The organism is Pseudomonas sp. MF6396 (assembly GCF_002018915.1).
GTDB lineage: Bacteria > Pseudomonadota > Gammaproteobacteria > Pseudomonadales > Pseudomonadaceae > Aquipseudomonas > Aquipseudomonas palmensis.
The window spans coordinates 38,862-64,762 of sequence record NZ_MVOK01000019.1 but is presented as its reverse complement, the minus strand read 5'-3'; the positions used below and the strand labels follow the sequence as shown (position 1 = coordinate 64,762).

Genomic DNA, 25,901 nt, shown 5'->3' with positions numbered 1-25,901 from the left:
TTCGCCGGCAAGGCCGGCCCCTGTAGGCGCCGGCCTTGCCGGCGAAGGGCGCAACTCAATCCTCGAACTGGACCGGGCAATCAGCCGCCCCTTCCAGCTTCTGCAACTCCTCCACCACCTGCCCCCTCGCCCGCCGCAGCACCAGCTGACGCCCCTGCCGGCGCAGCCGCCGCGCCTCCTGGTGCAGCATCTCCACCCCCGAGTAATCGATGAAGTTGATCTGCCGCGCATCGATCACCACCACCGGGGCCTGGCACCGCTGCAGGCGCACCTGCAGATAATGGCTGGCGCCGAAGAAGATCGAGCCGAACACCCGCAGCACATCCGCCTCGCCTTCGCGCGACTGCTGTACCCGTGGCTGCGAAGTGCGCTTGAGGTAGAAGAACAGCGACGCCAGCACCCCGGCATAAATCGCCGTCTGCAGTTCCAGCAGCAAGGTGGCGACGCAGGTCAGCAGCATCACCAGAAACTCCGGCCGGCTGACCCGGTACAGCGCCCGAATCGCACGGTAATCCACCAGCCCCCAGCAGATCAGCAGGATGCTGCCGGCCATCGCCGGGATCGGTATGTGCGCGATCAGGCTGGCGCCCGCCACGGCGAACAGCGCCACCCACAGGGCCGAGAACACCCCCGCCAGCGGTGACTGCGCCCCGGCCTCATAGCTGAGCCCGGAACGGGTGAACGAGCCCGACGACAGGTAGCCGGAGAACCACGCACCGCCCAGGTTGGACAGGCCCTGGGCGCGGATCTCCTGGTTGGCGTCGATCAGCTGTTCGGAGCGGATCGACAGCGAGCGCGCAATCGACAGGCTGGTGACCAGCCCCAGCATGCCCACCGCCACGGCACTGGGCAGCAGGCGCAGGATCAGCTCCAGGTCCAGCAGCGGCAGCGGGCTCAGCGGTGGCAGCCGGCCAATGAACGCCGGCACCAGCGCCACATGGCCGAACAGTGCCGGCCACAGCCACACCAGCAGGCTGGCGCCGGCAAGGCTGATCAACAGCGCCGGCCAGCGCGGCCGTGCGAGCTTGATCGACAGCCCCAGCAGCAAGGTGCCCAGCCCCAGCAGCAGCGATGGCCAGTCGATGTCGCCGGCATGCTGCAGCAGGCCTTGCAGGGTTCTGAGGGCGGTGGCCTGGCTGGCGAGGTCGAGCCCCAGCAGGTTCGGCACCTGGCCCAGGGCGATCACCACTGCAGCGCCGAGGGTGAAGCCGAGCACCACCGAGTGCGAGACGAAATTCACCAGCGCGCCGAAGCGCAGCATGCCCAGCAGCCACTGGAACACCCCGGCCAGGAAGGTCAGCAGCAGGATCAGGCGGATGTAGTCGTCGCTGCCGGGCACCGCCACGGGGCTGATGCTGGCGTAGAGCACGATGGAGATGGCAGCGGTGGGCCCGCAGATCAGGTGCCACGACGAGCCCCACAGGCACGCGATCAGCACCGGCACGATGGCCGCGTACAGCCCGTACTCGGCGGGCAGGCCGGCGATCAGCGCATAGGCGATCGACTGCGGCAGGGCCAGGATCGCCCCGCTGAGCCCCACCAGCAGGTCGCGCCGCACGCTGGCACGGGTTTGCCGAGGCAACCAGGCGAGAAAGGGAAACAGACGGTGGCGCTCTAGCCAGGCCATGAAGCTCTCTATGCAGTGCGGTGAAGGCTCAGGGTGCAGGCTATGGAGGCCCGGTGCAAGTCAGGGGGCCTCGATGAAATTCACCTGTTCGCCAACATGCAGGTTCAGGTCCAGCAGGTCGGCAATGCCCGCAGCGATGCCTGCCAGGCTGTCCGGGTGCTCGCTCAGTGGCGTGTTGACCAACGTCCAGCGCAGGCCGCCGGCCTGCAACAACTCCGCCAGCGGCGCCGCGCCGCCGCCAAACTGGCCCACCAGCACGATGCGACGCAGGGGCGTGCGGGCCATGCCCGCGAGCAGGGCCTGGGTCATCAGCCCCTGCCGCGAGAAGTCGCCGGGCGCCAGGCCGTCGAGCAGGCACACCACGGCCGAGCCGCCGGCGATGCTCTGTTCGGCCTGGTCTGCGCTGGCCAGGCCGCCGTTCTTGACGTGCAGGCCGGGGCGCGCCTGGGGCTGGTTGAGGTCGTCGAGGATCAGGGTCACCTCGTGCTGGCGCTGCAGCAGTTCGCTTACCAGCGCATCACCCAGGGTGCACTGGCCGCCGAGCAGGATCAGTTTGAAGACAGGTGTTTCGGCGTTTTTCACGATAGCGCTCCGGGGGTATCCTGATGGCCTTTGGACCTGCGGGAGCACCTGGGGGTTCGGTCGAATTCAGGAGGCAGCGTGCAACGGATAAAGGGGTATCACGCCCATGTGTATTACGACGCCGGTACGATGGAGCAGGCGCGGGCGCTGTGCGAGGAAGCCGCCACGCTGTTTGGCGTGAGCATGGGGCGCATGCATCAGAAACCGGTGGGGCCGCACCCGGACTGGAGCTGCCAGCTGGCATTCGGGCCGGAGATGGTGGGCGTGGTGCTGCCGTGGCTGGCGTTGTACCGCAAGGGGCTGGTGGTGTTTCTGCATCCGCTGACCGGCGATGAGCTGGCCGATCATCGGGACCATGCGATCTGGATGGGGGCCGTGCGGCCGCTGGATCTTTCGATGTTCGAAGGGGCCTGAAGCGGCGGTGAGGCTTTCGCCGGCAAGGCCGGCTCCTACAGGACTGCGGTGTCTGTAGGAGCCGGCCTTGCCGGCGAAAGAGGCGACGCGGTATCAGCCTTTGCGCGCGCCGCGCACACCTTCGGCCAGCGCCGAACACAGCGCCAGCACATCGCTTACCGCCTGCTCGCCCGTGCTGGCGTTGGCCACCTTGTCCACCAGCGCCGAACCCACGACCACACCATCGGCCAGCCGCGCAATGGCTGCCGCCTGTTCAGGCGTGCGAATGCCGAAGCCTACGCTGATCGGCAGGTCGGTGTGGCGGCGCAGGCGCTCGATGGCGCCGCTTACCGGATCGCTGGTCGCCGAGCCTGCGCCGGTCACGCCGGCTACCGACACGTAGTACACAAAGCCCGAACTGCGCTCCAGCACGCGCGGCAGGCGCGCGTCATCGGTGGTCGGGGTGGTCAGGCGGATAAAGTCGATGCCCGCGGCCTGGGCCGGGGTGGCCAGCTCGGCGTCGTGCTCCGGCGGCAGGTCGACGATGATCAGGCCGTCCACGCCCGCATCCCTGGCCTCGGCCACGAACTTCTCCACGCCGAAGCGGTGGATCGGGTTGTAGTAACCCATCAGCACGATCGGCGTGGTGGCATTGCCGGTGCGGAACTCGCGCACCATCTGCAGGGTTTTGGCTAGGGTCTGCCCGGCCTCCAGCGCACGCAGGGTGGCCAGCTGGATGGCCACGCCGTCGGCCATCGGGTCGGTGAACGGCATGCCCAGCTCGATCACGTCGGCACCCGCAGCCGGCAGGCCCTTGAGGATCGCCAGCGAAGCGTCGTAGCCCGGGTCACCGGCGGTCACGAAGGTCACCAGGGCAGCGCGGCCCTCGCGCTTGAGGTCGGCAAAACGTTGTTCAAGACGGCTCATGCCTGCTTCTCCTGCGCGGCCATATGGCTCATTACGGTTTGCATGTCCTTGTCGCCACGCCCCGAAAGGCACACCACCATCAGGTGGTCCCTGGGCAGGGTGGGCGCACGCTTGATGGCTTCGGCCAGCGCGTGGGAGGTTTCCAGCGCCGGGATGATGCCTTCAAGGCGGCAGGTAGCGTGGAACGCATCCAGCGCCTCGTCGTCGGTGATGCTCACGTACTCGACGCGCTTCACTTCGTGCAGGTAGGCGTGCTCCGGGCCGATGCCGGGGTAGTCCAGGCCGGCGGAAATCGAGTGGGCGTCGGTGATCTGGCCATCGGCGTCCTGCAGCAGGTAGGTGCGGTTGCCGTGCAGCACGCCGGGCACGCCGCCGTTGAGGCTCGCTGCGTGCTTGTCGGTGTCGACCCCGTGGCCGCCGGCCTCGACGCCGATGATCTGCACACTGGCGTCATCGAGGAAGTCATGGAACAGGCCCATGGCGTTGGAGCCACCACCCACGCAGGCGATCAGGCTGTCGGGCAGGCGTCCTTCCTTGGCCTGCAGCTGCTCGCGGGTTTCCTTGCCGATGATCGACTGGAAGTCGCGCACCATCGCCGGGTACGGGTGCGGGCCGGCCACGGTGCCGATCAGGTAGAAGGTGTCGTCGACGTTGGTCACCCAGTCGCGCAGCGCTTCGTTCATGGCGTCCTTGAGGGTGCCGGTGCCGGCGGTGACCGGCACGATCTCGGCGCCCAGCAGCTTCATGCGGAACACGTTGGCCTGCTGGCGCTCGATGTCGGTGGCGCCCATGTAGATCACGCAGGGCAGGCCGAAACGTGCGGCCACGGTGGCGGTGGCCACACCGTGCATGCCGGCGCCGGTTTCGGCGATCAGGCGCTTCTTGCCCATGCGCTTGGCCAGCAGCACCTGGCCGATGCAGTTGTTCACCTTGTGCGCGCCGGTGTGGTTGAGCTCTTCGCGCTTGAAGAAGATCTTCGCCCCGCCGCAGTGTTCGGTGAGGCGCTCGGCGAAGTACAGCGGGTTAGGACGGCCGATGTAGTCGCGCTGGAAGTACGCCAGTTGCTCGTTGAACTCGGGGTCGGCCTTGGCCGCTTCGTATTCGCGGGCCAGGTCGAGCACCAGCGGCATCAGGGTTTCGGCCACGTAGCGGCCACCGAATGCGCCAAACAGGCCGTTGGCATCGGGGCCGCTGCGGAAGTTGGTCTGGGTCATGGGTCGCTCCAGGGCGTGGGTATGAGGTCGCAATGGGCCTACTCTACCCACGACACGCGCCGCTGAAAACCGATAAGATCGCCACAACCTGTCAGGAAAACTCACACGTCAATGGCCAGAGAACTGCCCCCGCTCAATGCCCTTCGGGCCTTTGAAGCCACCGCCCGGCTCAACAGCGTCAGCCAGGCTGCCGAGCAACTGCACGTGACCCACGGTGCGGTGAGCCGGCAGTTGAAGGTGCTCGAAGAGCACCTGGGCGTGAGCCTGTTCGTCAAGGAAGGGCGCGGCATTAAACTCACAGATGCAGGTGTGCGCCTGCGCGACGCCAGCAGCGACGCCTTCGAGCGCCTGCGCAGCGTGTGCGCCGAGCTGGGCCAGGACCGCGCCGACGCACCGTTCGTGCTGGGTTGTTCAGGCAGCCTGCTGGCGCGCTGGTTCATTCCGCGCCTTGGGCGCCTGCAGGCCGACCTGCCGGAGCTGCGTCTGCACCTGTCGGCGGGCGAAGGCGACCTGGACCCGCGCCGGCCGGGGCTGGATGCGCTGCTGGTATTCGCCGAGCCGCCGTGGCCGGCCGACATGCAGGTGCACGTGCTGGCACAGGAATGCATCGGGCCGGTGCTCAGCCCGCACTTTCCAGGGTTCGACCGCCTGCGTCAGGCGCCAGCCAGCGCCTTGCTGGGGGAAACCCTGCTACACACCACCTCGCGGCCCCCGGCCTGGCCCGACTGGGCCCGCCAACAGCACATCGACCCGCAGGCAATGCGCTACGGGCAAGGGTTCGAGCATCTGTATTACTTGCTGGAGGCAGCTGTGGCCGGCCTGGGGGTGGCGATCGCCCCGCAGCCGCTGGTGGCCGATGACCTGCGTGCCGGCAGGCTGGCGGCACCGTGGGGCTTTGGTCCTACGCGGGCGTCATTGGCCCTGTGGGTGCCCCGGCGCGCCGCGGACGGGCGCGCCGAGCAGCTGGCGCACTGGTTGCGCGCCGAACTGGGGCGGCAGGCGCTTTAGTCGCCGCGCTTGCACAGCAGGTAGGCGGCCAGCAGGCCCAGTGCGCCCACGGCCACGCCGGCGGTGGTCCAGGGGTGTTGCTGGGCATAGTCACGGGTGGCGATGCCGGTGTCGCGGGTCTTGGTCTTGACCTCTTCATAGGCATCGGTGAGCAGGCTGCGCGAGTGACGCAGGGCATTTTCGGCATTGCCCTTGAGGCTCTTCAGGGTCTTGCGCGACTCGTCCGAAGCATCGTCTTTGAGGTTTTCCAGGGATTTGAGGAGACTTTCGATTTCCGCTTCCATGCTTTGCAACGAGGCTTTACGTAGCGAGCTATTGGCCATGGTGGCTCTCCTTCAGGGTTTGAGTGGCATGTGAAGAATGGGACTGCGCAGTGCCGCGAAAGTGCAGAGCAATCGAACTTTTGCCAGGTTTTTACCCACACAGGTAAACCTGCCTGGCGCTGCTAGGCTCAATGCACACCATTGATGGAGAGTAGTCATGTCTGATCACCACACGTACAAGAAGGTCGAACTGGTCGGCTCCTCGCCCAGCAGCATCGAGGACGCGATCAACAATGCCCTGGCCGAAGCGGCCAAGAGCATCAAGCACCTGGAGTGGTTCGAAGTGACCGAGACCCGGGGCCATATCAAGGATGGCAAGGCGGCGCATTTTCAGGTAACCATCAAGGTGGGCTTCCGTATCGCCAACAGCTGATGGCGGCCGGCTGGCCCTGAACCCTTTTTGATCTGAACAAGGAATGCGATCGATGAAGAAGTTGGTATTGGCGTTTGGCTTGATGACCCTGGCCGGGACTGCGCTGGCGGCGGGCAAGCCGTGTGAAGAATTGAAGAGCGAGATTGCCGCGAAGATCGACGCCAATGGCGTACCGCACTATTCGCTGGAGATCGTCGACAAGGGCGCTGCGACCGATGGCAAGGTGGTGGGGTCGTGTGAAGGCGGTACCAAGGAAATCGTGTACAAGCGCGGTTGATCGGTGAGTCTTTCGCCAGCAAGGCTGGCTCCTACGTAGGAGCCAGCCTTGCTGGCGAAAGGGCCTTCAGTTGCCCTTGATGACCTGAGACAGAATCTCGTAGGACCGGATCCGGTCCGCATGCTCGTACAGGTCGCAGGTAAAGATCAGCTCATCAGCACCGGTCTGCTCCAGCAGCACGTCCAGTTTGGCGCGGATCTTCTCTGGCCCGCCCACCATCGCCAGGCCCAGGAAACTTCCCACTGCCTCCCGCTCATGGGGCTGCCACAGGCCGTCCATGCTATCGACGGGCGGGCGCTGCACCAGGCTCTGCCCACGCATCAACGCCAGAATTCGCTGATACACCGAGGTGGCCAGGTACTCGGCCTGCTCGTCGGTATCGGCCGCCACCAGCGGTACACCCAACATCACGTAGGGCTTGTCGAGCACTGTCGAGGGCTTGAAGTGGTTGCGGTACACGCGGATCGCTTCATGCATCATGCGCGGCGCAAAGTGCGAGGCAAACGCATACGGCAAGCCGCGCATCCCCGCCAGCTGTGCACTGAACAGGCTCGAGCCCAACAGCCAGATCGGCACCTCGGTGCCATACCCCGGCACGGCAATCACTTTCTGGTCGGGCGTGCGCGGGCCCAGGTAGCGCACCAGTTCCTCTACATCGTCCGGGAAGTCGTCGGCGCTGCCCGAGCGCTCGCGGCGCAGGGCGCGGGCGGTCATCTGGTCGGAGCCCGGCGCACGTCCCAGGCCCAGGTCGATACGGCCCGGGTACAGGCTGGCCAGGGTGCCGAACTGCTCGGCAATCACCAGCGGCGCGTGGTTGGGCAGCATCACCCCGCCTGCACCCACGCGGATCGTCGAGGTACCACCGGCCAGGTACCCCAGCAGCACCGAGGTGGCGGAGCTGGCAATGCCGTCCATGTTGTGGTGCTCGGCCACCCAGAAGCGGTTGTAGCCGAATTTCTCCACGTGTTGCGCCAGGTCCAGCGAGTTGCGCAGCGACTGGGCCGGGCCGCTGTCCTGGCGTACCGGTACCAGGTCGAGGGTGGAGTATTTGATGTCCGCGAGTCGCGTCATGGCGTGTACGCCTCCTGAATGGTTAGGCCGACAGCATGCCGCGACCTTTCTGACTCTGTATGGGCAGATCACAGGTATTCAATGCCTGCCCCTGCAATCGGGCTGAACTTGCCCGTGGTGACGCCCTCTGAATTGAACGCCAGGCGCGATCCCCCGCGCTCTCAGGCACTCAGGAGGCTTTATGAGTTCGATAAAAAAGACAGCATCGGCAATCTGGCAAGGCGACCTGAAAACCGGCAAGGGCCAGCTCTCCACCGAGAGTGGCGCCTTGAAGGCCAACCCCTATGGCTTCAACACCCGGTTCGAAGGCCAGCCTGGTACCAACCCTGAAGAACTGATCGGCGCTGCCCATGCAGGCTGCTTCTCCATGGCCTTTTCGATGATCCTCGGCGAAGCCGGCCTGACCGCCGAGCGTATCGACACCATCGCCGAAGTGACCCTGGACAAGCAGCCCGATGGTTTTGCCATCACCGCCGTGCACCTGATCCTCAAGGCCAAGGTGCCCGGTGCCGACAAGGCGAAATTCGAGGAGCTGGCCAACAAGGCCAAGGCGGGATGTCCGGTATCCAAGGTGCTCAAGGCCCAGATCAGCCTGGACGCCACCCTGGTGGACTGACGCCGGCGCAGATCAGAACGACGCACGGCTTCTTGTGGTCAAATGGCTGTCGGCAGATGGTCTGCCGACACAAGGAGCTGTTCTGATGACTCGTATTGCATTCGCTGTGCTGACCTCGTTGCTGGCCACCAGTGCGCTGGCCGCGCCCAAGGACTGCGCCGAGCTCAAGGCCGAGATCGAAGCCAAGATCCAGGCCAACAATGTCTCTTCCTACACCCTGGAAATCGTGACCAACGATGAAGTCCATGACCAGAACATGGTGGTGGGCAGCTGTGAGAACGGCACCAAGAAGATCATCTACCAGAAAAACGATCGCTAGCCGTCACGGGATGCAGAAGATGTCGTTCTGTTCTTCGGCGACCAGCTTGCGCTGCGCGTCGTACAGATAGGCACTGGGCTGCATGGCCGGGGCGCGGGCTTCGATGCGGTAGCGCTGGCCGGCCTGGAAATCGTCGTAGCGAATCTTCAGGTAGCAGGTGCGTTCGGTAGGGTCGGTGCTGAAACCGCCTGAATACACCTCGAAATCAAAGCGCACCACCAGTTCATGTTTGCCCGGCGTGACCTGGAAGAAACGGCCGTCGTTCAGGCGCTGACCATCCAGGCGGTCGGCCATGAGCACCTTGCCCGGCGTGACGGTATACAGGTCGATCCAGGCCTGCTTGCTGTCGACCGGTGGCAGGGGACTGGCACAGGCCCCCAAGGTACTGATGGCAAGCAGCATCATGGGCTGGCGCATGGCAATCTCCGCTGGCGGGCTACAAGCTACAAGCATAGCGCCATTAGTCTGTTCAGGTACGCTGGCATCCGGCAGGCAAACCGGTGCCGACCAGTTTGCGCTGCTCGTCGTAGAGCTTGGCCCAGGGCCTGAAGCCGATACTGCCGGCCTGCAACTGATAGCGCTGGCCGGCATTGAAATCCTTGAATTTCACGTTCAGCTGGCAATCGCGCCACAGCGGTTCGTCCACCGGCCCGATATTGCCGGGCGCTACCGCGAACTGATAGCGCACCGTCAACTCGTGACTGCCCGGCGTGACTTCGAAGTAGCGGGTGTCGGCCCAGCTGCGCTCGTCCACCTCCAGCGCGTGCAGGGTGTCGTCGGCAGCGGGCTGGAGGTCGACCCAGGCCTGGTTCGGGTCGGCGGCGGGCAGGCCGGCGCAGCCGGTCAGGGCCAGCACAGCGCTGGCGGCAAGCATCGTACGCATGGCAAAACTCCGGGCAGGCAGGATAGTCTTGGGCCGATGAGCACTTGAGCGAGACATCCCTGCACATGGTTCGAATTTTTTTCTGGTTGCGCTCAAGCCCCGGGGCACTCGACCGCGTTTTCCGCGGGTTGGTTCCCGTGCTGCTGATCGGGCTGCTCAACGGTTGCACCAGCCTCGGCTACTACAGCCAGCTGGCCAGCGGGCAATGGCAGTTGCTGCGCGCGCGCGAGCCGGTGGCGGTGCTGGTGGCCGACCCGGCCACCCCCCCTGCCCTGCGCCAGCACCTGGCGAAAGCGCAGCAGGCACGCGCTTTTGCCAGCAGCCACCTTAAGCTGCCGGACAACCGCAGCTACCGGGTGTACGCCGATATCGGGCGCCCGTTCGTGGTGTGGAACGTGTTCGCCACCCCGGAGTTTTCGCTGGAACCGCATACCTACTGCTTCCCCATCGCCGGTTGCGTGGCCTATCGCGGCTACTACAGTCAGGGTGCGGCGCGCGGGGCGGCGGCGTTGCAGAAGGCACAGGGGCAGGATGTGTATGTGGGCGGGGTGGAGGCCTATTCGACCCTGGGCTGGTTCGACGACCCGATTCTCAATTCGATGCTGGGCTGGGGCGACGAGCGCCTGGCCACGGTGATCTTCCACGAACTGGCGCACCAGCGCGTGTACGTGAAGGACGACACGGCGTTCAACGAGTCGTTTGCCACCTTTGTGGAGCAGGAAGGTTCGCGCCAGTGGCGCGCGGCCCGCGGGCTGGCACCCTTGCCGCAGGGTGGAGCGCGCCAGCGTGACGAGTTCGTGGGGCTGGTGCTGGCCAGCCGCGAGCGGCTCAAGACATTGTATGCACAGCCGCTGGACGCGGCAGCGATGCGCGCGGGCAAACAGGCCGAGTTCGAGCGCCTGCGCAGCGAGTACCGGGTGCTGCGCGATACAAGGTGGCAGGGCGACAAGCGCTATGACGCGTGGATCAACGCGCCGATGAACAACGCCAAGCTGCTGCCGTTCGGGCTGTATGACCAGTGGGTGCCGGCGTTTGCAGCGTTGTTCCGGGAGGTTGGCGGAGATTGGGCGGTGTTCTACCAGCGGGTCGAGGCCTGGGGGCGGTTACCGTTCGAGCAGCGCCAGCAGGCCCTGGAAAGCTTCGCCGGCAAGGCCGGCTCCTACAACGCTTCGCATCCCCTGTAGGAGCCGGCATTGCCGGCGAAAAGGCCCTCAGGACCGCATGAAGGCCCGATGCAGCTCGCCCAGCGTGTCGAAATGATACGCCGGCTGCTCTGCGGTCAATTCCTCGCGGCTGCCAAACCCGTAGCCCACCGCCACTGCTTCCAGCCCGTTGCTGCGCGCGCCGATCAGGTCGTGCTTGCGGTCGCCGATCATCAGCGTCTGCGCCGGGTCCAGGTTTTCTTCGGCCAGCAGGTGCGCAATCAGCTCCACCTTGTTGGTGCGCGTACCGTCCAGCTCGCTGCCGTAGATGACCTTGAAATGCCGGGCAAAATCGAAGTGCCGGGCAATCTCGCGGGCGAACTCCCAGGGCTTGGAGGTGGCGATGTACAGCGTGCGCCCCTGCGCCTGCAGCCCTTCGAGCAGCTCGCTCACGCCTTCGAACACGCGGTTCTCGTACAACCCGGTGACCTTGAAGCGCTCACGGTAGAAGTTCACCGCCTGCCATGCCTTGGCCTCGTCGAAGCCGTAGAACTGCATGAATGCCTGCAGCAAGGGCGGGCCGATGAAGTGTTCCAGGCGGGCCAGGTCCGGCTCGTCGATGTCCAGCTTGGCCAGGGCGTACTGGATGGAGCGCGTGATGCCTTCACGGGGGTCGGTGAGTGTACCGTCGAGGTCGAACAGAATGGTTTGCTGGTGCATGACAGTCTCGAAAAAAGGGGGCTGTGGATAACTCACTCGGGCTGGTCGAAGCCTTCGGCCAGGTGCAGGTCCTTGAGCTTCACGTAGTTGGCGGCGCTGTAGGGGAAGAACGCGCGTTCCTTGTCGGTCAGCGCCCGTGCCTGCTTCACCGGGCTGCCCACGTACAGGAAGCCGCTCTCCAGCGTCTTGCCCGGCGGTACCAGGCTGCCGGCACCGATGATCACCTCGTCCTCGACCACCGCGCCGTCCATGATGGTGCTGCCCATGCCGACCAGAATGCGGTTGCCCAGGGTGCAGCCATGCAGCATGACCTTGTGGCCAATGGTCACGTCATCGCCGATCAGCAGCGGGTAGCCGTCGGGATTGAACGGCCCGGCATGGGTGATGTGCAGCACGCTGGCGTCCTGCACGCTGGTGCGCGCGCCGATGCGGATGCGGTGCATGTCGCCGCGGATCACCGTCAGGGGCCATACCGAGCTGTCCTCGCCGATCTCGACATCACCCAGCACCACTGCGCTGCGGTCGACGAAGGCGCGGGCGCCGAGACGCGGAATGTGTTGCTGGAAGCTGCGGATGGCCATGAATAGTGTCTCTCTGTAAGGCTGATAGCTGCGGTCAGCGTCGATTGTAATTAAGATGGAGCGGTGTTTCTTCTGCCAAGGTGTTTAACCGTGAGTGCGAACAACCCGCTTCTGCAGTCTTATGACCTGCCGCCCTTCTCGGCGATCCGTGCCGAGCATGTGCTGCCGGCGATCGAACAGATCCTGGCCGACAACCGCAGCGCCATCGCCTCGATCCTGAAAACCCAGGGCCAGAACCCCACCTGGGCCGGCCTGGTGCTGGCCATGGACGAACTCAACGACCGACTGGGTGCCGCCTGGAGCCCGGTCAGCCACCTCAACGCGGTATGCAACAGCGCCGAGCTGCGCGAGGCCTACGAGGCCTGCCTGCCGGCCCTGAGCGCCTACGCCACCGAAATGGGCCAGAACCGCGAGCTGTTCCAGGCCTACGAAGCATTGATCGCCAGCCCCGAAGCTGCCGGCTTCGATGTGGCGCAGAAAACCATCCTCGAACATGCCCTGCGTGACTTCCGCCTGTCGGGTATCGACTTGCCGGCCGACCAGCAGAAGCGATATGCCGAGGTGCAGAGCAAGCTCTCGGAGCTGGGCAGCCGTTTCTCCAACCAGCTGCTCGACGCCACCCAGGCCTGGACCAAGCACGTCACCGACGAGGCCGCACTGGCCGGCCTGACCGAATCGGCCAAGGCGCAGATGGCGGCCGCCGCGCAGGCCAAGGGCCTGGATGGCTGGCTGATCAGCCTGGAATTCCCCAGCTACTACGCCGTGATGACCTACGCCCACGACCGTGCCCTGCGCGAAGAACTGTACGCGGCCTACTGCACCCGCGCCTCGGACCAGGGCCCCAATGCCGGCCAGTTCGACAACGGCCCGGTGATGCGCGAGATCCTCGACCTGCGTCAGGAACTGGCCGAGCTGCTGGGTTATGCCAACTTCGCCGAGCTGAGCCTGGCCACCAAGATGGCCGAGTCCAGCGACCAGGTGCTGAGCTTCCTGCGTGACCTGGCCAAGCGCAGCAAACCCTTCGCCGCCCAGGACCTGGCCCAGCTCAAGGCCTACGCCGCCGAGCAGGGCTGCCCGGACCTGCAGAGCTGGGACAGCGGTTTCTATGGCGAGAAGCTGCGCGAACAGCGGTACAGCGTGTCGCAGGAAGCCCTGCGTGCCTACTTCCCGATCGACAAGGTGCTGTCGGGCCTGTTCACCATCGTGCAGCGCCTGTACGGCATCGAGATCGCCGAGGTGAAAGGCTTCGATACCTGGCACCCGGACGTGCGCCTGTTCGAGATCAAGGAAAACGGCCAGCACGTGGGGCGCTTCTTCTTCGACCTGTACGCCCGCGCTAACAAGCGCGGCGGTGCCTGGATGGACGGCGCCCGCGACCGTCGCCGCACGGCCGATGGCAGCCTGCAGAGCCCGGTGGCCAACCTGGTGTGCAACTTCACCCCGGCCGCCCCGGGCAAGCCGGCGCTGCTGACCCACGATGAAGTCACCACCCTGTTCCACGAGTTTGGCCACGGCCTGCATCACCTGCTGACCCGCATCGAGCATGCCGGGGTATCCGGCATCAATGGCGTGGCCTGGGACGCGGTCGAGCTGCCGAGCCAGTTCATGGAGAACTGGTGCTGGGAGCCCGAAGGCCTGGCGTTGATCTCCGGTCATTACGAAAGTGGCGCTGCCCTGCCGCAGGACCTGCTGGAGAAGATGCTGGCGGCGAAGAACTTCCAGTCGGGCCTGATGATGGTGCGCCAGCTGGAGTTCTCGCTGTTCGACTTCGAACTGCACGCCAGCCACGGCGATGGCCGCAGCGTGCTGGAGGTGCTCGAAGGGGTGCGCGACGAGGTTTCGGTGATGCGCCCGCCGGCGTACAACCGCTTCCCCAACAGCTTTGCGCACATCTTCGCCGGCGGCTACGCGGCCGGTTACTACAGCTACAAGTGGGCTGAAGTGCTGTCGGCCGATGCCTTCTCGCGCTTCGAGGAAGAGGGTGTGCTCAACGCCGAAACCGGTCGCGCCTTCCGCGAGGCGATTCTGGCCCGTGGCGGCTCGCAGGCGCCGATGCGCCTGTTCGTCGACTTCCGTGGCCGTGAGCCGTCGATCGATGCGCTGTTGCGCCACAGTGGCCTGAGCGAGGACCTGGCGGCATGAGCAAGACCAAGAAACGCTTCATTGCCGGGGCCGTATGCCCGGCGTGCAGCGAGCCGGACAAGCTGATGATGTGGAGCGAAGACGGCGTGCCACACCGCGAGTGCGTGGCCTGCGGGTTCTCCGACACGCTCAACGAACAGGGCCTGTCGGTGCCCAAGGAACTGGGCACCCGCGTCAACCAGGCCGAGGCCAAGGCGCCCCAGCCTGCGGTGCAGACGGTGCAGTTCTTCCCCAATCCGAAGCTGAAGAAGCCCTAGCGGGCCGTGTGGCTGGTGCAGGGGCATACATAGTTAGCCCCTGGCGCACCGGCAACCCTTGAAAGTGACGGGACCTTCCCGTCACTCAAGGAGCTGCCCATGACCAGCAATCCCCTGCTCGCCCCCCTCGATCCGCCAGCCTACGCCGACATCCGCCTGGAACACCTGACGGCGGGCATCGACCAGATCATCCTCGACAACCACAACGCCCTGGCCCGCATCATCCTGGCCCAGCGTGGCCTGCCCACCTGGGACGACCTGGTGATGGCCATCGATGCACTGGATGCACGCCTCAACAACGCCGTGCGCCTGATCGTGCCCCTGTACACCCGCGGCGAGGCCTGGAAGGCCGCCGTGGACGAGTGCTGGCTCAAGAGCCAGGCCTATCATCAGGCAAAGCTGCAGAACGCCACGTTGCTGGCGCTCTATCAGCGTCTGGCCGACAGCGCCCATGGTGCGCTGTTCAGCCACGAACGCAGGATATCGCTGCAGCAGTCGATCAAGGCCTTTCGCCTGAGCGGCGCCGAGCTCGGTGAAACCGAGCGTGCCCGCCTGATGAACCTGCAAACCAGCATCAGTGCCCAGCGCAACCTGTTCCTCGACAACCTGGCACACGCCACCGGCGCCTGGACCCTGCTGATCACCGATGCCCGGCGCCTGCAGGGGGTCGACGCGCTGGAGACCGCCGCCATGGCGCGCAAGGCCCAGGCCAAGGGCCTCGAGGGCTGGCTGGTGACCTTGGAAGAGGCCCCGTGCCTGGCGATCCTGCAGCAGGCCACAGACCGTAGCCTGCGTGAAACCGTGTATCGGGCCTACCATGGCCGCGCGTCGGAGCTGGACGCAGGCCCCGACAACGGCCCGGTGCTGCTGGAGTTGCGACGACTGCGCCATGAGCAGGCGCAACTGCTGGGGTTTGCCAGCTTTGCCGAACTCAGCCTGCAGACCAAGACGGCAGAATCGACGCAACAGGTCACGCGGTTTCTGCAGGACCTGAGCACCCACAGCGCCGCCTGGCGTAGCGCCGAAACCGCGCGGTTGCGGGCCTTCGACCAGCAGGCGCGCTTGGGTGGCCTGCAGCCTTGGGACATCGCCTTCTACGCGCAGCGTGCGCATCGGCACCCGCTGGCGCTGTCTGGCGAGGAAATGCGTGGCTACTTCCCGCTGGAGCAGGTGGTGCTGGCCATGACGCAGCTGGCCGATACCCTGTTCGGCGTGCAGATCACGCCGTCCAGCACGTTGCAGGCCTGGCATGCGGATGTGCGGTGCTTCGAGGTAACCCAGGGCCATGCGCTGGTGGGGTACCTGTACATGGATGCGATCACCCGCCCGGGCAAGGAGGACTACGCCTGGAGCCTGCGGGTATGGAACCGCCACGTGGATGCCGAGGGTCGTTTTCACAAGGGCGCGGCGGCGCTGTTCTGCGCAGTCGAGCGTGGCGACGGGGTTGCCCCACCGTTGCTGACCCACCTGGACCTGCGCAAGCTGTACCACGAGTTCGGTCACTGCCTGCACCAGCTGCTGGTGGCCACCACCGATTACCGCCTGTCCGATATCGACAGCCTGGGGCCGGACGGGATCGAGTTCTTCAGTGAGCTGCTGGAGCGCTGGTGCTGGTCGGCCGAGTACCTGGCCGGTATCTCCCACCACTACCAGACAGGCAAGGCACTGCCGCAGTCCACGGTGCAGGCGTTTCTCGACCAGCAGAAACAGCAGCAAGGGCTCACGTTTGCCCGAGACCTGGCAATGGCGCGCCTGGACCTGCACCTGCATGGCGAGACCTACCCGGCTGCTGCGCAAAGCCTGCAGCAGCAGGTGGTGGAACAGTTCGACGCAGTGCTGCCCTGGCCGCTGGGCGATTTCGAGCGTCCGGCCCAGGCCTTCGATCACCTGGCCAGCGGCTACGAGGCGGGCTATTACAGCTACCTGTGGTCACGGGTCTACGCGATCGATGCCTTCGCCCGGTTCGAAGCCGAAGGCGTGCTCAACCCGGCCACCGGGCGTGCCCTGCTCGAGGCCATTGTTGCCCCGGGGGCCGGGCGCTCGATCACGGCAGGGTTCAAGGTGTTTCGCGGGCGTGACGTGAGCCCCCTGCCGTTTCTGCAGTGGCATGGCCTTAACCCGTAGCCACGTCGGGCGCCGAGCGGTGCTGGAGGTCCTGGTGGCGATGCAGTACTGTATATAAAAACAGTACAGGGGCTCGCCATGTTCACTCCAGCGCCTGTGCGTGGCCGCGGTACCGCGCACAACCCGCACAACCGCTTCGCCCCTGCCCGCTCTGTGGCCGAGGATGATGGCTGGTACCAGGAGGTGCCGCTGACCCAGGGCACCGAAGTCCGCATCGAGACGGCCAAAACCATCATCACCCGTAACACCTCGCCCGACCTGACCTTCGACCGCTCGATCAACCCCTACCGAGGTTGCGAGCATGGTTGCATCTATTGCTATGCCCGCCCCAGCCACGCCTACTGGGACCTGTCGCCGGGGCTCGATTTCGAGACCAAGCTGATCGCCAAGACCAACGCGGCGGCGGTGCTGGAACAACAGCTGTCGAAGAAAGGCTACGTGTGCGCCCCGATCAACCTGGGGTCCAACACCGACCCGTACCAGCCCATCGAGCGCGAACAGCAGCTGACCCGGCGCCTGCTCGAAGTGCTGCTGCGCTACCGTCACCCGGTCACCATCGTGACCAAGGGCTCGCTGATCCTGCGCGACCTCGACCTGCTGGCCGAACTGGCACAGCAGCGCCTGGTGTCGGTGATGATCAGCCTGACCACCCTCGACGACGAGCTCAAGCGCACCCTGGAACCGCGTGCCGCCGCGCCCAAGGCGCGGTTGCGGGCGATTCGGGTGATGCGCGAGGCGGGTGTACCGGTAGGTGTGCTGTGTTCGCCGATGATCCCGATGATCAACGACAGCGAACTGGAGCACCTGCTGGAGGCGGCCAAGCAGGCCGGCGCGCTGCACGCGGCCTACATGCTGCTGCGCCTGCCGCTGGAGGTGGCGCCGCTGTTCGAGCAATGGCTGCAGGATCATTACCCGCAACGTGCGACCCATGTGCTGAGCCTGATCCGTCAGAGCCGTGGCGGCGAGCTGTACGACAGCCGTTTTGGCGCACGCATGCGGGGCGAAGGCGTGTTTGCCGACTTGCTGGCGCAGCGTTTCGACAAGGCCATGCGCCGCCTGGGACTGAACCGGCGTGAAGGCCATGCGCTCGATTGCAGCGCGTTCTGCCCGCCCGGTGGGCAGTTGTCGCTGCTGTAATGCATTAATGGGTAGTTGCCATTAATGCTTTTTTGCTAGTATTCGAGGCCCGCCCTTTTGTTCTGGAACGCCCGTTCTAGAGCCTCCAAATTCAGTTTGAGTTAAGTTTTTCCGCGTAGCGTGAAACGCCAGGCAGCCGCACTGTGCTTTATTGAGCGTGAGCGACATCCAAGCTTCATTGCGTTGTCTGAATCTTGAACCGGTAAAATGGACTTACCTTCAAACCGTCAAAGAGGATCAACAATGAAAGACCAGGACCCCTCTCAAAACGGCCCGGCTGATCAAGCCGAAAGCGCCGATGCCGCACTGAAGCATATCGTCGACGGCTTTTTGCATTTTCATCATGAAGTCTTCCCGCAACAGGAAGAGCTCTTCAAGAAACTCGCCACTGCGCAGAAGCCGCGGGCGATGTTCATTACCTGCGCCGACTCGCGCATCGTGCCCGAACTGATTACCCACAGCTCCCCTGGCGACCTGTTCGTGACCCGCAATGTGGGTAACGTGGTGCCGCCCTACGGGCAGATGAACGGTGGTGTATCCACGGCCATCGAATACGCGGTGATGGCCCTGGGTGTGCAGCACATCATCGTGTGCGGGCATTCCGATTGCGGGGCCATGCGTGCCGTGCTCAACCCGCAGAGCCTGGAGAAGATGCCCACGGTCAAGGCCTGGTTGCGGCATGCCGAGGTGGCGCGCACGGTGGTCGAAGACAATTGCCATTGCCACAACGAACACGAAAGCATGCAGGTGCTGACCAAGGAAAACGTCATCGCGCAGTTGCAGCACCTGCGTACCCACCCTTCGGTCGCCTCGCGCCTGGCGGCCGGCCAGTTGTATATCCACGGCTGGATCTACGACATCGAAACCAGCGAAATCACCGCCTATGACGCGGTAAGCGACCGCTTCCTGCCCCTGCAGAGCGGCCAGCCGATTCCCTGCGCTACCCCGCGCGGGCGCTACTAGCCACACCTCATTCGCAACAGGGTGACTGAAGGCTGCACGTTCGCGTGCAGCCCAGGTAGTCGGCTGCCTTGAATTTCCATGAATGCCTTGCCGGCCTGCCGGCGGCTTGCGGCTGCCCGCGTGGCGGCGTTACTGCGGCGTGCGGGCCAGCGGAATGGCCCGGCGTGATCGATAGAGGGAGAATCAAGGTGAACATGACGCAATTGAAAGCGGCCCTGCCGCGTGAACTGCTGGCTTCGGTGGTGGTGTTTCTGGTGGCGCTGCCGCTGTGCATGGGCATTGCCATCGCTTCCGGCATGCCCCCGGCCAAGGGTCTGATCACCGGCATCGTCGGTGGCCTGGTGGTGGGGTTCATCGCCGGCTCGCCATTGCAGGTCAGCGGCCCGGCGGCGGGCCTGGCGGTGCTGGTGTTCGAGCTGGTACGCCAGCATGGCATGGCCATGCTCGGGCCGATCCTGCTGCTGGCGGGCCTGCTGCAACTGCTGGCCGGGCGTCTGCGCCTGGGCTGCTGGTTCCGGGTCACGGCGCCAGCGGTGGTGTACGGCATGCTCGCCGGTATCGGCGTGCTGATCGTACTGTCGCAGGTGCATGTGATGTTCGACGCCAGCCCGCAGCCTTCCGGGCTGGCCAACCTGACGGCGTTCCCACAGACCGTACTGCAGGCGCTGACCCCGGAAGGCCCCGGCAATGCCTGGCAGGCGGGTGCGTTGGGCCTGGGCACCATCGCGATCATGTGGGGCTGGGAGCGCCTGCGCCCGCAGCGTCTGCGCTTCGTGCCGGGGGCCTTGCTCGGGGTGGCGCTGATGACCCTGCTGAGCCTGTGGCTGGCGTTGCCGGTGAACCGCGTGGTGGTGCCCGCCAACCTGGCCGAGGCCATCGACTGGCTGCGCCCCGCCGACCTGCTGCAACTGGCCAACCCGCACCTGCTGGTGGCGGCGCTCGCCCTGGCATTCATCGCCAGTGCCGAGACGCTGCTGTCGGCGGCAGCGGTGGACCGCATGCACAGTGGCCAGCGTTCGGATTTCGACCGTGAACTGTCGGCCCAGGGGGTGGGCAACATGCTCTGCGGCGTGCTGGGGGCGTTGCCGATGACCGGGGTGATCGTACGCAGTTCGGCCAACGTGCAGGCCGGTGCGCAGACGCGGCTGTCGGCTATTCTGCATGGGGCATGGTTGCTGGCGTTCGTGGTGGTGCTGAGCAGTGTGCTGCAGCAGATCCCGGTGGCGAGCCTGGCAGGTGTACTGGTGTACACCGGCTTCAAGCTGGTGGACTTCAAGGCGTTCCGCGGGTTGGGGCGCTATGGGCGCATGCCGATGTTCACCTACGCGGCGACCGCACTGGCGATCATCTTCACCGACCTGTTGACCGGCGTACTGCTGGGTTTCGCCCTGACTTTGCTCAAGCTTGCGCTGAAGGCGGCGCGGTTGAAGATCAGCATCAGCCACCTGGATACGCCGGGGCACCTGGAGCTTCGCTTGAGCGGTGCGGCGACGTTTCTCAAGGTCCCGGCACTCGCCCGGGTGCTTGATAACGTACCGGTATGTACCACGTTGCATGTACCGCTGGCCCAGCTCAGCTACATCGACCACGCGTGTCTCGAGCTGCTGGAGGACTGGGGCCGGGCGAATGCGGGCAATGGATCGGTGCTGGTGATCGAGCCGCGCGGGTTGAAGCGGCGCACCGAGGGGCGGGCGCGTATGGCGGCAGGGCTTGGCGCGTGAACGATTCGCCAGCAAGGCTGGCTCCTACACGGGGTGTAATCCTGTAGGAGCCAGCCTTGCTGGCGAAGGCTGCGCCGCCGAGCCGATCAGGCCGACTGATCCAGCTCCAGCCCCACGCCCAGCTGGCGCGACAGGCACGGCCAGCGCTTCCACGCCGCGCCGGTGTCCGGGCTGCTCAGCTTGTCTCGGTAGGCCTCCACCGATTCGAGCGCGAAGCTTTCGTCGTTGAGCATTTCGTCCACCGAGTGGTGCACCACCTCATCCAGCTGGTTGGCGAATGCCTCGCCGATCAGCTGATGCGCGATCAGGTTGGCCACGGTGGTATCCAGTGGGATCAGTGGCTGCTTGAAATGCTTGATGTACAGGTCGTTCACTTCCTCCACCAGGCGGTGCGCCAGGTAGGCCTCATCCAGCAGGCAGCCCAGGCCGACCTGGCCTTGCATGATCGCCGGCGGCTGCAGGAAATAGGCTTCGGCAATTTTCAGTACCGGTTTGATCTGCGACTCGATGCCCGCCTCGCGCGCCACCGCATTGGCGGCCTCCAGCAATTCGGGTACCTGATCGATGTACGCGTCGACAAACCCCACAAGCGCTGCATGCGGGTCTTGCTCAGGCAGATTGATCGAGGGATGCAGGTGGGGCAGTTGCACTTCAAGTTGCTTTTTCAACTGGCCGGTTTGGACCTCATGTTGACGGGCACGGGTGATCTGCTCGCGCAAAGCGGCGATGTTCATGACAACTCCAGGGACAAGGGAAACACACGGATGACATAAGGTAGCTCGGTTCGAAAAAGAGTTAAGACGGATTTGTCATAAACGATGTGCGTTTATGTCGCTGTAAGGCATATCAAATGGCCATCAACCCCCTCTCGGCGATTTTTTGCGCGGTCCGGGCGGCTGTCTATACTCCGCTTTGAAAGTGATTGGTTGATGAGGCCCGCCTGCTGTCCAGCAGGGGCTCGCCGTCGAAGTTCGCCGTCTTGACGCCGTACCCTTAGCCGTAGGCCCTGCCTCCGGGATAACAAGAATCATAAGGGGAACCCGCAATGATGCGACATCCACATGCCTGGATGGGCCTGCTGTTGTGGTCACTGTTCACGCCGGCACACGCCGCCTGGACCGTGAATATGGCGCCGGGGGCGACTGAAGTCAGCAACGCCGTGTTCGACCTGCACATGACCATCTTCTGGATCTGCGTGGTGATCGGCATCGTGGTGTTCGGCGCGATGTTCTGGTCGATGATGGTGCACCGTCGCTCCACCGGCCAGCAGCCGGCGCATTTTCATGAGCACACCTGGGTCGAGATCATGTGGACGGTGGTGCCGTTCCTGATCCTGGTGGCCATGGCCATCCCCGCCACCAAGACCCTGGTGGACATCTACGATGCCAGCGAGTCGGACGTGGATATCCAGGTCACCGGCTACCAGTGGAAGTGGCACTACAAGTACCTGGGCCAGGACGTGGAGTTCTTCAGCAACCTGGCCACCCCCGCCGATCAGATCCACAACAAGGCACCCAAGGACGAGCACTACCTGCTGGAGGTCGATCAGCCGCTGGTGATCCCGGTGGGTGCCAAGGTGCGCTTTCTGGTGACTGCCGCCGACGTCATCCATTCCTGGTGGGTGCCGGCGTTCGCGGTCAAGCGCGATGCCATCCCCGGTTTCGTCAACGAGGCCTGGACCCGTGTCGAGAAGCCGGGCATCTACCGCGGCCAGTGCACCGAACTGTGCGGCAAGGACCACGGCTTCATGCCGGTGGTGGTGGAGGTCAAGTCCAGGGCCGACTACGACACCTGGCTGGCCGAACGCAAGGCCGAGTCGGCCAAGCTCAAGGAGCTGACCAGCAAGGAGTGGACCCTGCAGGAGCTCAGCGAGCGCGGCGACAAGGTCTACCACACCACCTGCGTGGCCTGTCACCAGGCCGAAGGCCAGGGCCTGCCGCCGATGTTCCCGGCGCTCAAGGGTTCGAAGATCGCCACCGGCCCGATCAAGGATCACCTGAACATCGTCTTCCACGGCAAGGCCGGCACGGCCATGGCGGCGTTCGGCAAGCAGCTCTCGGAAGTGGATATCGCCGCCGTGATCACCTACGAGCGCAACGCCTGGGGCAACAACAAGGGCGACATGGTCACGCCGAAGGATGTGCTGGCGCTCAAGCAGGCCGACAGCCAATGAACCGGGGAGACAGGACATGAGTACAGTCATCGACGACCACGGTCATGCCGCCCATGACCACGCCCACGGCCCGGCCAAGGGCCTGATGCGCTGGGTGCTGACCACCAACCACAAGGACATCGGCACGATGTACCTGTGGTTCGCCTTCGCCATGTTCCTGCTCGGCGGCTCGTTCGCCATGGTGATCCGCGCCGAGCTGTTCCAGCCCGGCCTGCAGATCGTGGAGCCGGCATTCTTCAACCAGATGACCACCATGCACGGCCTGATCATGGTGTTCGGTGCGGTGATGCCGGCCTTCGTCGGCCTGGCCAACTGGATGATCCCGCTGATGATCGGCGCGCCGGACATGGCCCTGCCGCGCATGAACAACTTCAGCTTCTGGCTGCTGCCGGCAGCGTTCCTGCTGCTGGTATCGACCCTGTTCAGCCCCGGCGGCGGGCCGAATTTCGGCTGGACCTTCTATGCCCCGCTGTCGACCACCTACGCACCGGCCAGCGTGACCTTCTTCATCTTCGCCATCCACCTGATGGGCATCAGCTCGATCATGGGCGCGATCAACGTGATCGCCACCATCCTCAACCTGCGCGCCCCCGGCATGACCCTGATGAAGATGCCGCTGTTCGTCTGGACCTGGCTGATCACCGCGTTCCTGCTGATCGCGGTGATGCCGGTGCTGGCCGGTGTGGTAACCATGATGCTGATGGACATCCATTTCGGCACCAGCTTCTTCAGCGCCGCCGGTGGTGGCGACCCGGTACTGTTCCAGCACGTGTTCTGGTTCTTCGGTCACCCCGAGGTGTACATCATGATCCTGCCGGCGTTCGGCGCGGTCAGCTCGATCATCCCGGCGTTCTCGCGCAAGCCGCTGTTCGGCTACACCTCGATGGTCTACGCCACCGGGGCCATCGCCTTCCTGTCGTTCATCGTGTGGGCGCACCACATGTTCGTGGTCGGCATCCCGGTGGTGGGCGAGCTGTTCTTCATGTACGCCACCATGCTCATCGCGGTGCCCACCGGGGTGAAGGTGTTCAACTGGGTGAGCACCATGTGGGAAGGTTCGCTGACCTTCGAGACGCCGATGCTGTTCGCCATTGCCTTCGTCATCTTGTTCACTATCGGCGGCTTCTCGGGGTTGATGCTGGCCATCGCCCCGGCCGACTTCCAGTACCACGACACCTACTTCGTGGTGGCGCACTTCCACTACGTGCTGGTGCCGGGGGCGATCTTCGGCATCTTCGCCTCCGCCTACTACTGGCTGCCCAAGTGGACCGGGCACATGTACGACGAAACCCTCGGCAAGCTGCACTTCTGGCTGTCGTTCATCGGCATGAACATGGCGTTCTTCCCGATGCACTTCGTTGGCCTGGCGGGCATGCCGCGCCGGGTGCCGGACTACAACCTGCAGTTCGCCGACTTCAACATGGTGTCGTCGATCGGCGCGTTCACCTTCGGCGTCACGCAGATCTTCTTCCTGTTCATCGTGATCAAGTGCATCCGTGGCGGCAAGCCGGCCCCGGCCAAGCCATGGGATGGCGCCGAAGGGCTGGAATGGTCGGTGCCCTCGCCCGCGCCCTACCACACCTTCCAGACCCCGCCGGAAGTGAAATGAGGGTGCTGCCATGAACGAGCGCACGTCGCTGCGGCGACTGGTGACGCGGCTGATGCTGCTGACCGTGGTGATGTTCGCCTTCGGCTTTGCCCTGGTGCCGATCTACGACGTGATGTGCAAGGCCTTCGGCATCAACGGCAAGACCGGCGGGCAGTACGCAGGCAGCCAGGTCAGCGACCCCACGCGCTCGGTGAAGGTGCAGTTCCTGTCGACCAATGCCAGCGACATGGTCTGGGACTTCTACTCCACCGCCGACCAGATCGACGTCAACCCGGGCGCGGTGAACCAGATGATCTTCGTGGCGCGCAACCCCACCGACAAGCCGATGACCGCCCAGGCCATCCCCAGCATCAGCCCGGCGGAGGCAGCCGCATACTTTCACAAGACCGAATGCTTCTGCTTCAGCCAGCAGGTGCTGCAGCCGGGTGAGCGCATCGAGATGCCGGTGCGCTTCATCGTCGACCGCGACCTGCCCAAGGATGTGAAACACCTGACGCTTGCCTACACGCTGTTCGATATCACCGCTCGCCAGCCGCCGGTGGCCCACGTGGCCACCCAGACCGTACAGAGCGCCCGATAAGGAGAACGATCCATGGCTGCTCATCAGCACTACTACGTACCGGCGCAGAGCAAGTGGCCGATCATCGCCACCCTCGGCATGCTGATCACGGTGTTCGGCCTGGGCACCTGGTTCAACGACATGAAGGCCGGCCACGAGGACTCCCATGGCCCGCTGATCTTCTTCGTCGGCGCACTGTGCCTGGCCTACATGCTGTTCGGCTGGTTCGGCGCGGTGATCAAGGAAAGCCGCGCCGGGCTCTACAGCCCGCAGCTGGACCGCTCGTTCCGCTGGGGCATGTCGTGGTTCATCTTTTCGGAGGTGATGTTCTTCGTGGCCTTCTTCGGTGCGCTGTTCTACGTGCGCCACCTGGCAGGCCCGGCGCTGGGTGGGGAAGGTGCCAAGGGCGTGGCGCACATGCTGTGGCCGAACTTCCAGTTCGCCTGGCCGCTGCTGCATACCCCCGACCCCAAGCTGTTCCCACCGCCCAGCGATGTGATCGACCCGTGGCACCTGCCGCTGATCAACACCATTCTGCTGGTCAGCTCCAGCGTGACCATCACCATCGCCCACCATGCCCTGCGCAAGGATCACCGCGGTGCGCTGAAATTCTGGCTGGCACTGACCATCGTGCTGGGCGTGGCGTTTCTCATCCTGCAGGCCTACGAGTACCACGAGGCCTACACCGAACTGGGCCTGACCCTGCATTCGGGGATCTACGGCGCCACCTTCTTCATGCTCACCGGGTTCCACGGGGCCCACGTGACCATGGGCACGATCATCCTGTTCGTGATGCTGATGCGCATCCTGCGCGGGCATTTCAGCGCCGACAAGCACTTCGGCTTCGAGGCGGCCAGCTGGTACTGGCACTTCGTGGATGTGGTGTGGGTGGGGTTGTTCATCTTCGTGTATGTGCTGTAGCCGCGCCTAGAACGGCGCGTGGGACACCAGTTGGCCGCTGTAGAAACCCCAGGCGACCAGCGCCAGGGTGATGGCGGCCAGGCTGACACGGATTTTCAGGGCGGTGAGCAGGCGGGTCGAGTTGTCATCGTCCTTGACCAGAAAGAACAGGCCGCTGAACAGGCTGATCACGGTCGCCAGCAGCATCAGGACAATCGCGGCTTTGAGCATGGCGGTACTCCGGGGGATGCGATGACTAC

At 64.8% G+C, this 25,901-nt stretch carries 29 protein-coding genes; 17 read left to right on the top strand and 12 right to left on the bottom strand.

Annotated elements, in window-relative coordinates; translation table 11 throughout:
- Window positions 1-55 precede the first annotated feature (55 nt).
- Both MF6396_RS19005 and MF6396_RS19000 read right to left on the bottom strand, forming a co-directional pair.
- On the bottom strand, window positions 56-1,627 hold the full coding sequence (locus MF6396_RS19005; RefSeq protein ID WP_078481288.1) for a SulP family inorganic anion transporter: 1,572 nt from the start codon (window positions 1,625-1,627) through the stop codon (window positions 56-58).
- A 60-nt stretch (window positions 1,628-1,687) separates the two neighbouring features.
- A complete protein-coding gene (locus MF6396_RS19000) occupies window positions 1,688-2,209 on the bottom strand; it encodes an NAD(P)H-binding protein (RefSeq protein WP_058541986.1) in 522 nt (173 codons plus the stop codon).
- Between the two features lie 78 nt (window positions 2,210-2,287).
- Here MF6396_RS19000 and MF6396_RS18995 point away from each other — a divergent pair, with 78 nt between their 5' ends.
- Window positions 2,288-2,623 (top strand): DOPA 4,5-dioxygenase family protein, encoded by a 336-nt coding sequence (locus MF6396_RS18995; protein WP_043862256.1) that lies wholly within the window; start codon window positions 2,288-2,290, stop codon window positions 2,621-2,623.
- Between the two features lie 93 nt (window positions 2,624-2,716).
- Here the strand turns inward: MF6396_RS18995 and trpA are convergent, their stop codons facing one another.
- Complete coding sequence (gene trpA, locus MF6396_RS18990) at window positions 2,717-3,529, bottom strand: tryptophan synthase subunit alpha (protein WP_078481287.1); 813 nt, start codon at window positions 3,527-3,529, stop codon at window positions 2,717-2,719.
- Window positions 3,526-4,743, bottom strand: coding sequence for a tryptophan synthase subunit beta (gene trpB / locus MF6396_RS18985; protein WP_043862258.1), 1,218 nt, complete (start codon window positions 4,741-4,743; stop codon window positions 3,526-3,528). Before trpB ends, trpA begins: the two co-directional genes overlap by 4 nt.
- Before the next feature lie 111 nt (window positions 4,744-4,854).
- On the opposite strand from trpB, the gene MF6396_RS18980 reads away from it, so the two are divergent.
- The gene (locus MF6396_RS18980) at window positions 4,855-5,751 is read left to right on the top strand and encodes a LysR family transcriptional regulator (RefSeq protein ID WP_078481285.1); all 897 of its coding nucleotides are present in this window, start codon (window positions 4,855-4,857) and stop codon (window positions 5,749-5,751) included.
- On the opposite strand, the gene MF6396_RS18975 is transcribed toward MF6396_RS18980, so the two are convergent.
- Entirely contained in the window at window positions 5,748-6,074 is a 327-nt protein-coding gene (locus MF6396_RS18975) for a DUF883 family protein (RefSeq protein ID WP_078481284.1), read from the bottom strand. The genes MF6396_RS18980 and MF6396_RS18975 overlap by 4 nt on opposite strands.
- A 157-nt stretch (window positions 6,075-6,231) precedes the next feature.
- On the opposite strand from MF6396_RS18975, the gene MF6396_RS18970 reads away from it, so the two are divergent.
- Together MF6396_RS18970 and MF6396_RS18965 are read left to right on the top strand one after the other, a co-directional pair.
- Window positions 6,232-6,447, top strand: a complete 216-nt coding sequence (locus tag MF6396_RS18970) for a dodecin (protein ID WP_043862261.1) — start codon at window positions 6,232-6,234, stop codon at window positions 6,445-6,447.
- 52 nt (window positions 6,448-6,499) lie between these two features.
- Window positions 6,500-6,724 carry a DUF1161 domain-containing protein gene (locus tag MF6396_RS18965; protein ID WP_054916042.1) on the top strand — a complete coding sequence of 75 codons (225 nt, stop codon included), beginning with the start codon at window positions 6,500-6,502 and terminating at the stop codon, window positions 6,722-6,724.
- 66 nt (window positions 6,725-6,790) lie between these two features.
- Here the strand turns inward: MF6396_RS18965 and MF6396_RS18960 are convergent, their stop codons facing one another.
- Window positions 6,791-7,795, bottom strand: a complete 1,005-nt coding sequence (locus tag MF6396_RS18960) for an LLM class flavin-dependent oxidoreductase (RefSeq protein WP_043862263.1) — start codon at window positions 7,793-7,795, stop codon at window positions 6,791-6,793.
- A 181-nt stretch (window positions 7,796-7,976) separates the two neighbouring features.
- On the opposite strand from MF6396_RS18960, the gene MF6396_RS18955 reads away from it, so the two are divergent.
- Both MF6396_RS18955 and MF6396_RS18950 read left to right on the top strand, forming a co-directional pair.
- Entirely contained in the window at window positions 7,977-8,411 is a 435-nt protein-coding gene (locus MF6396_RS18955; protein ID WP_088514205.1) for an OsmC family protein, read from the top strand.
- 85 nt (window positions 8,412-8,496) lie between these two features.
- Window positions 8,497-8,730, top strand: a complete 234-nt coding sequence (locus MF6396_RS18950; protein WP_043862264.1) for a DUF1161 domain-containing protein — start codon at window positions 8,497-8,499, stop codon at window positions 8,728-8,730.
- A 3-nt stretch (window positions 8,731-8,733) separates the two neighbouring features.
- On the opposite strand, the gene MF6396_RS18945 is transcribed toward MF6396_RS18950, so the two are convergent.
- Together MF6396_RS18945 and MF6396_RS18940 are read right to left on the bottom strand one after the other, a co-directional pair.
- On the bottom strand, window positions 8,734-9,147 hold the full coding sequence (locus tag MF6396_RS18945; protein WP_043862265.1) for a PA0061/PA0062 family lipoprotein: 414 nt from the start codon (window positions 9,145-9,147) through the stop codon (window positions 8,734-8,736).
- Window positions 9,148-9,199: 52 nt separating this feature from the next.
- On the bottom strand, window positions 9,200-9,613 hold the full coding sequence (locus tag MF6396_RS18940; RefSeq protein ID WP_054916040.1) for a PA0061/PA0062 family lipoprotein: 414 nt from the start codon (window positions 9,611-9,613) through the stop codon (window positions 9,200-9,202).
- A 65-nt stretch (window positions 9,614-9,678) separates the two neighbouring features.
- Between MF6396_RS18940 and MF6396_RS18935 the strand changes: the two genes are divergently transcribed.
- Complete coding sequence (locus MF6396_RS18935) at window positions 9,679-10,797, top strand: aminopeptidase (protein ID WP_078481282.1); 1,119 nt, start codon at window positions 9,679-9,681, stop codon at window positions 10,795-10,797.
- Between the two features lie 27 nt (window positions 10,798-10,824).
- On the opposite strand, the gene MF6396_RS18930 is transcribed toward MF6396_RS18935, so the two are convergent.
- On the bottom strand, window positions 10,825-11,475 hold the full coding sequence (locus tag MF6396_RS18930; RefSeq protein WP_054916038.1) for an HAD family hydrolase: 651 nt from the start codon (window positions 11,473-11,475) through the stop codon (window positions 10,825-10,827).
- A 32-nt stretch (window positions 11,476-11,507) separates the two neighbouring features.
- Complete coding sequence (locus MF6396_RS18925; RefSeq protein ID WP_043862269.1) at window positions 11,508-12,056, bottom strand: gamma carbonic anhydrase family protein; 549 nt, start codon at window positions 12,054-12,056, stop codon at window positions 11,508-11,510.
- A gap of 90 nt (window positions 12,057-12,146) precedes the next feature.
- On the opposite strand from MF6396_RS18925, the gene prlC reads away from it, so the two are divergent.
- The 6 genes from prlC (at window position 12,147) to MF6396_RS18895 (ending at window position 20,400) form a co-directional block, all read left to right on the top strand.
- Window positions 12,147-14,198 carry an oligopeptidase A gene (prlC, locus tag MF6396_RS18920; RefSeq protein WP_043862270.1) on the top strand — a complete coding sequence of 684 codons (2,052 nt, stop codon included), beginning with the start codon at window positions 12,147-12,149 and terminating at the stop codon, window positions 14,196-14,198.
- A complete protein-coding gene (locus MF6396_RS18915) occupies window positions 14,195-14,455 on the top strand; it encodes a YheV family putative zinc ribbon protein (RefSeq protein WP_043862271.1) in 261 nt (86 codons plus the stop codon). Before prlC ends, MF6396_RS18915 begins: the two co-directional genes overlap by 4 nt.
- Before the next feature lie 99 nt (window positions 14,456-14,554).
- Window positions 14,555-16,579 (top strand): M3 family metallopeptidase, encoded by a 2,025-nt coding sequence (locus MF6396_RS18910; protein WP_078481281.1) that lies wholly within the window; start codon window positions 14,555-14,557, stop codon window positions 16,577-16,579.
- A 78-nt stretch (window positions 16,580-16,657) separates the two neighbouring features.
- Complete coding sequence (locus MF6396_RS18905) at window positions 16,658-17,716, top strand: PA0069 family radical SAM protein (protein ID WP_078481280.1); 1,059 nt, start codon at window positions 16,658-16,660, stop codon at window positions 17,714-17,716.
- A gap of 243 nt (window positions 17,717-17,959) precedes the next feature.
- Window positions 17,960-18,679, top strand: coding sequence for a carbonic anhydrase (locus MF6396_RS18900; protein ID WP_043862274.1), 720 nt, complete (start codon window positions 17,960-17,962; stop codon window positions 18,677-18,679).
- Between the two features lie 194 nt (window positions 18,680-18,873).
- On the top strand, window positions 18,874-20,400 hold the full coding sequence (locus MF6396_RS18895) for a SulP family inorganic anion transporter (protein WP_177346334.1): 1,527 nt from the start codon (window positions 18,874-18,876) through the stop codon (window positions 20,398-20,400).
- Window positions 20,401-20,486: 86 nt separating this feature from the next.
- Here MF6396_RS18895 and MF6396_RS18890 read toward each other — a convergent pair whose 3' ends face one another.
- Window positions 20,487-21,134, bottom strand: coding sequence for a hypothetical protein (locus tag MF6396_RS18890; RefSeq protein ID WP_054916034.1), 648 nt, complete (start codon window positions 21,132-21,134; stop codon window positions 20,487-20,489).
- A gap of 311 nt (window positions 21,135-21,445) precedes the next feature.
- Here MF6396_RS18890 and coxB point away from each other — a divergent pair, with 311 nt between their 5' ends.
- From coxB to MF6396_RS18870, 4 genes are read left to right on the top strand one after another with little or no spacing between them, the layout of a single operon-like run.
- Window positions 21,446-22,573 carry a cytochrome c oxidase subunit II gene (gene coxB, locus MF6396_RS18885; RefSeq protein WP_043862277.1) on the top strand — a complete coding sequence of 376 codons (1,128 nt, stop codon included), beginning with the start codon at window positions 21,446-21,448 and terminating at the stop codon, window positions 22,571-22,573.
- A 16-nt stretch (window positions 22,574-22,589) separates the two neighbouring features.
- Window positions 22,590-24,182, top strand: a complete 1,593-nt coding sequence (ctaD, locus tag MF6396_RS18880) for a cytochrome c oxidase subunit I (protein WP_054916033.1) — start codon at window positions 22,590-22,592, stop codon at window positions 24,180-24,182.
- 10 nt (window positions 24,183-24,192) lie between these two features.
- Window positions 24,193-24,762 (top strand): cytochrome c oxidase assembly protein, encoded by a 570-nt coding sequence (locus MF6396_RS18875; protein ID WP_043862279.1) that lies wholly within the window; start codon window positions 24,193-24,195, stop codon window positions 24,760-24,762.
- A 12-nt stretch (window positions 24,763-24,774) separates the two neighbouring features.
- Window positions 24,775-25,662: a cytochrome c oxidase subunit 3 gene (locus MF6396_RS18870; protein ID WP_043862280.1), complete on the top strand. Its 888-nt coding sequence runs from the start codon at window positions 24,775-24,777 to the stop codon at window positions 25,660-25,662.
- Window positions 25,663-25,668: 6 nt separating this feature from the next.
- Here the strand turns inward: MF6396_RS18870 and MF6396_RS18865 are convergent, their stop codons facing one another.
- The gene (locus tag MF6396_RS18865) at window positions 25,669-25,872 is read right to left on the bottom strand and encodes a twin transmembrane helix small protein (protein ID WP_043862281.1); all 204 of its coding nucleotides are present in this window, start codon (window positions 25,870-25,872) and stop codon (window positions 25,669-25,671) included.
- Window positions 25,873-25,901 lie beyond the last annotated feature (29 nt).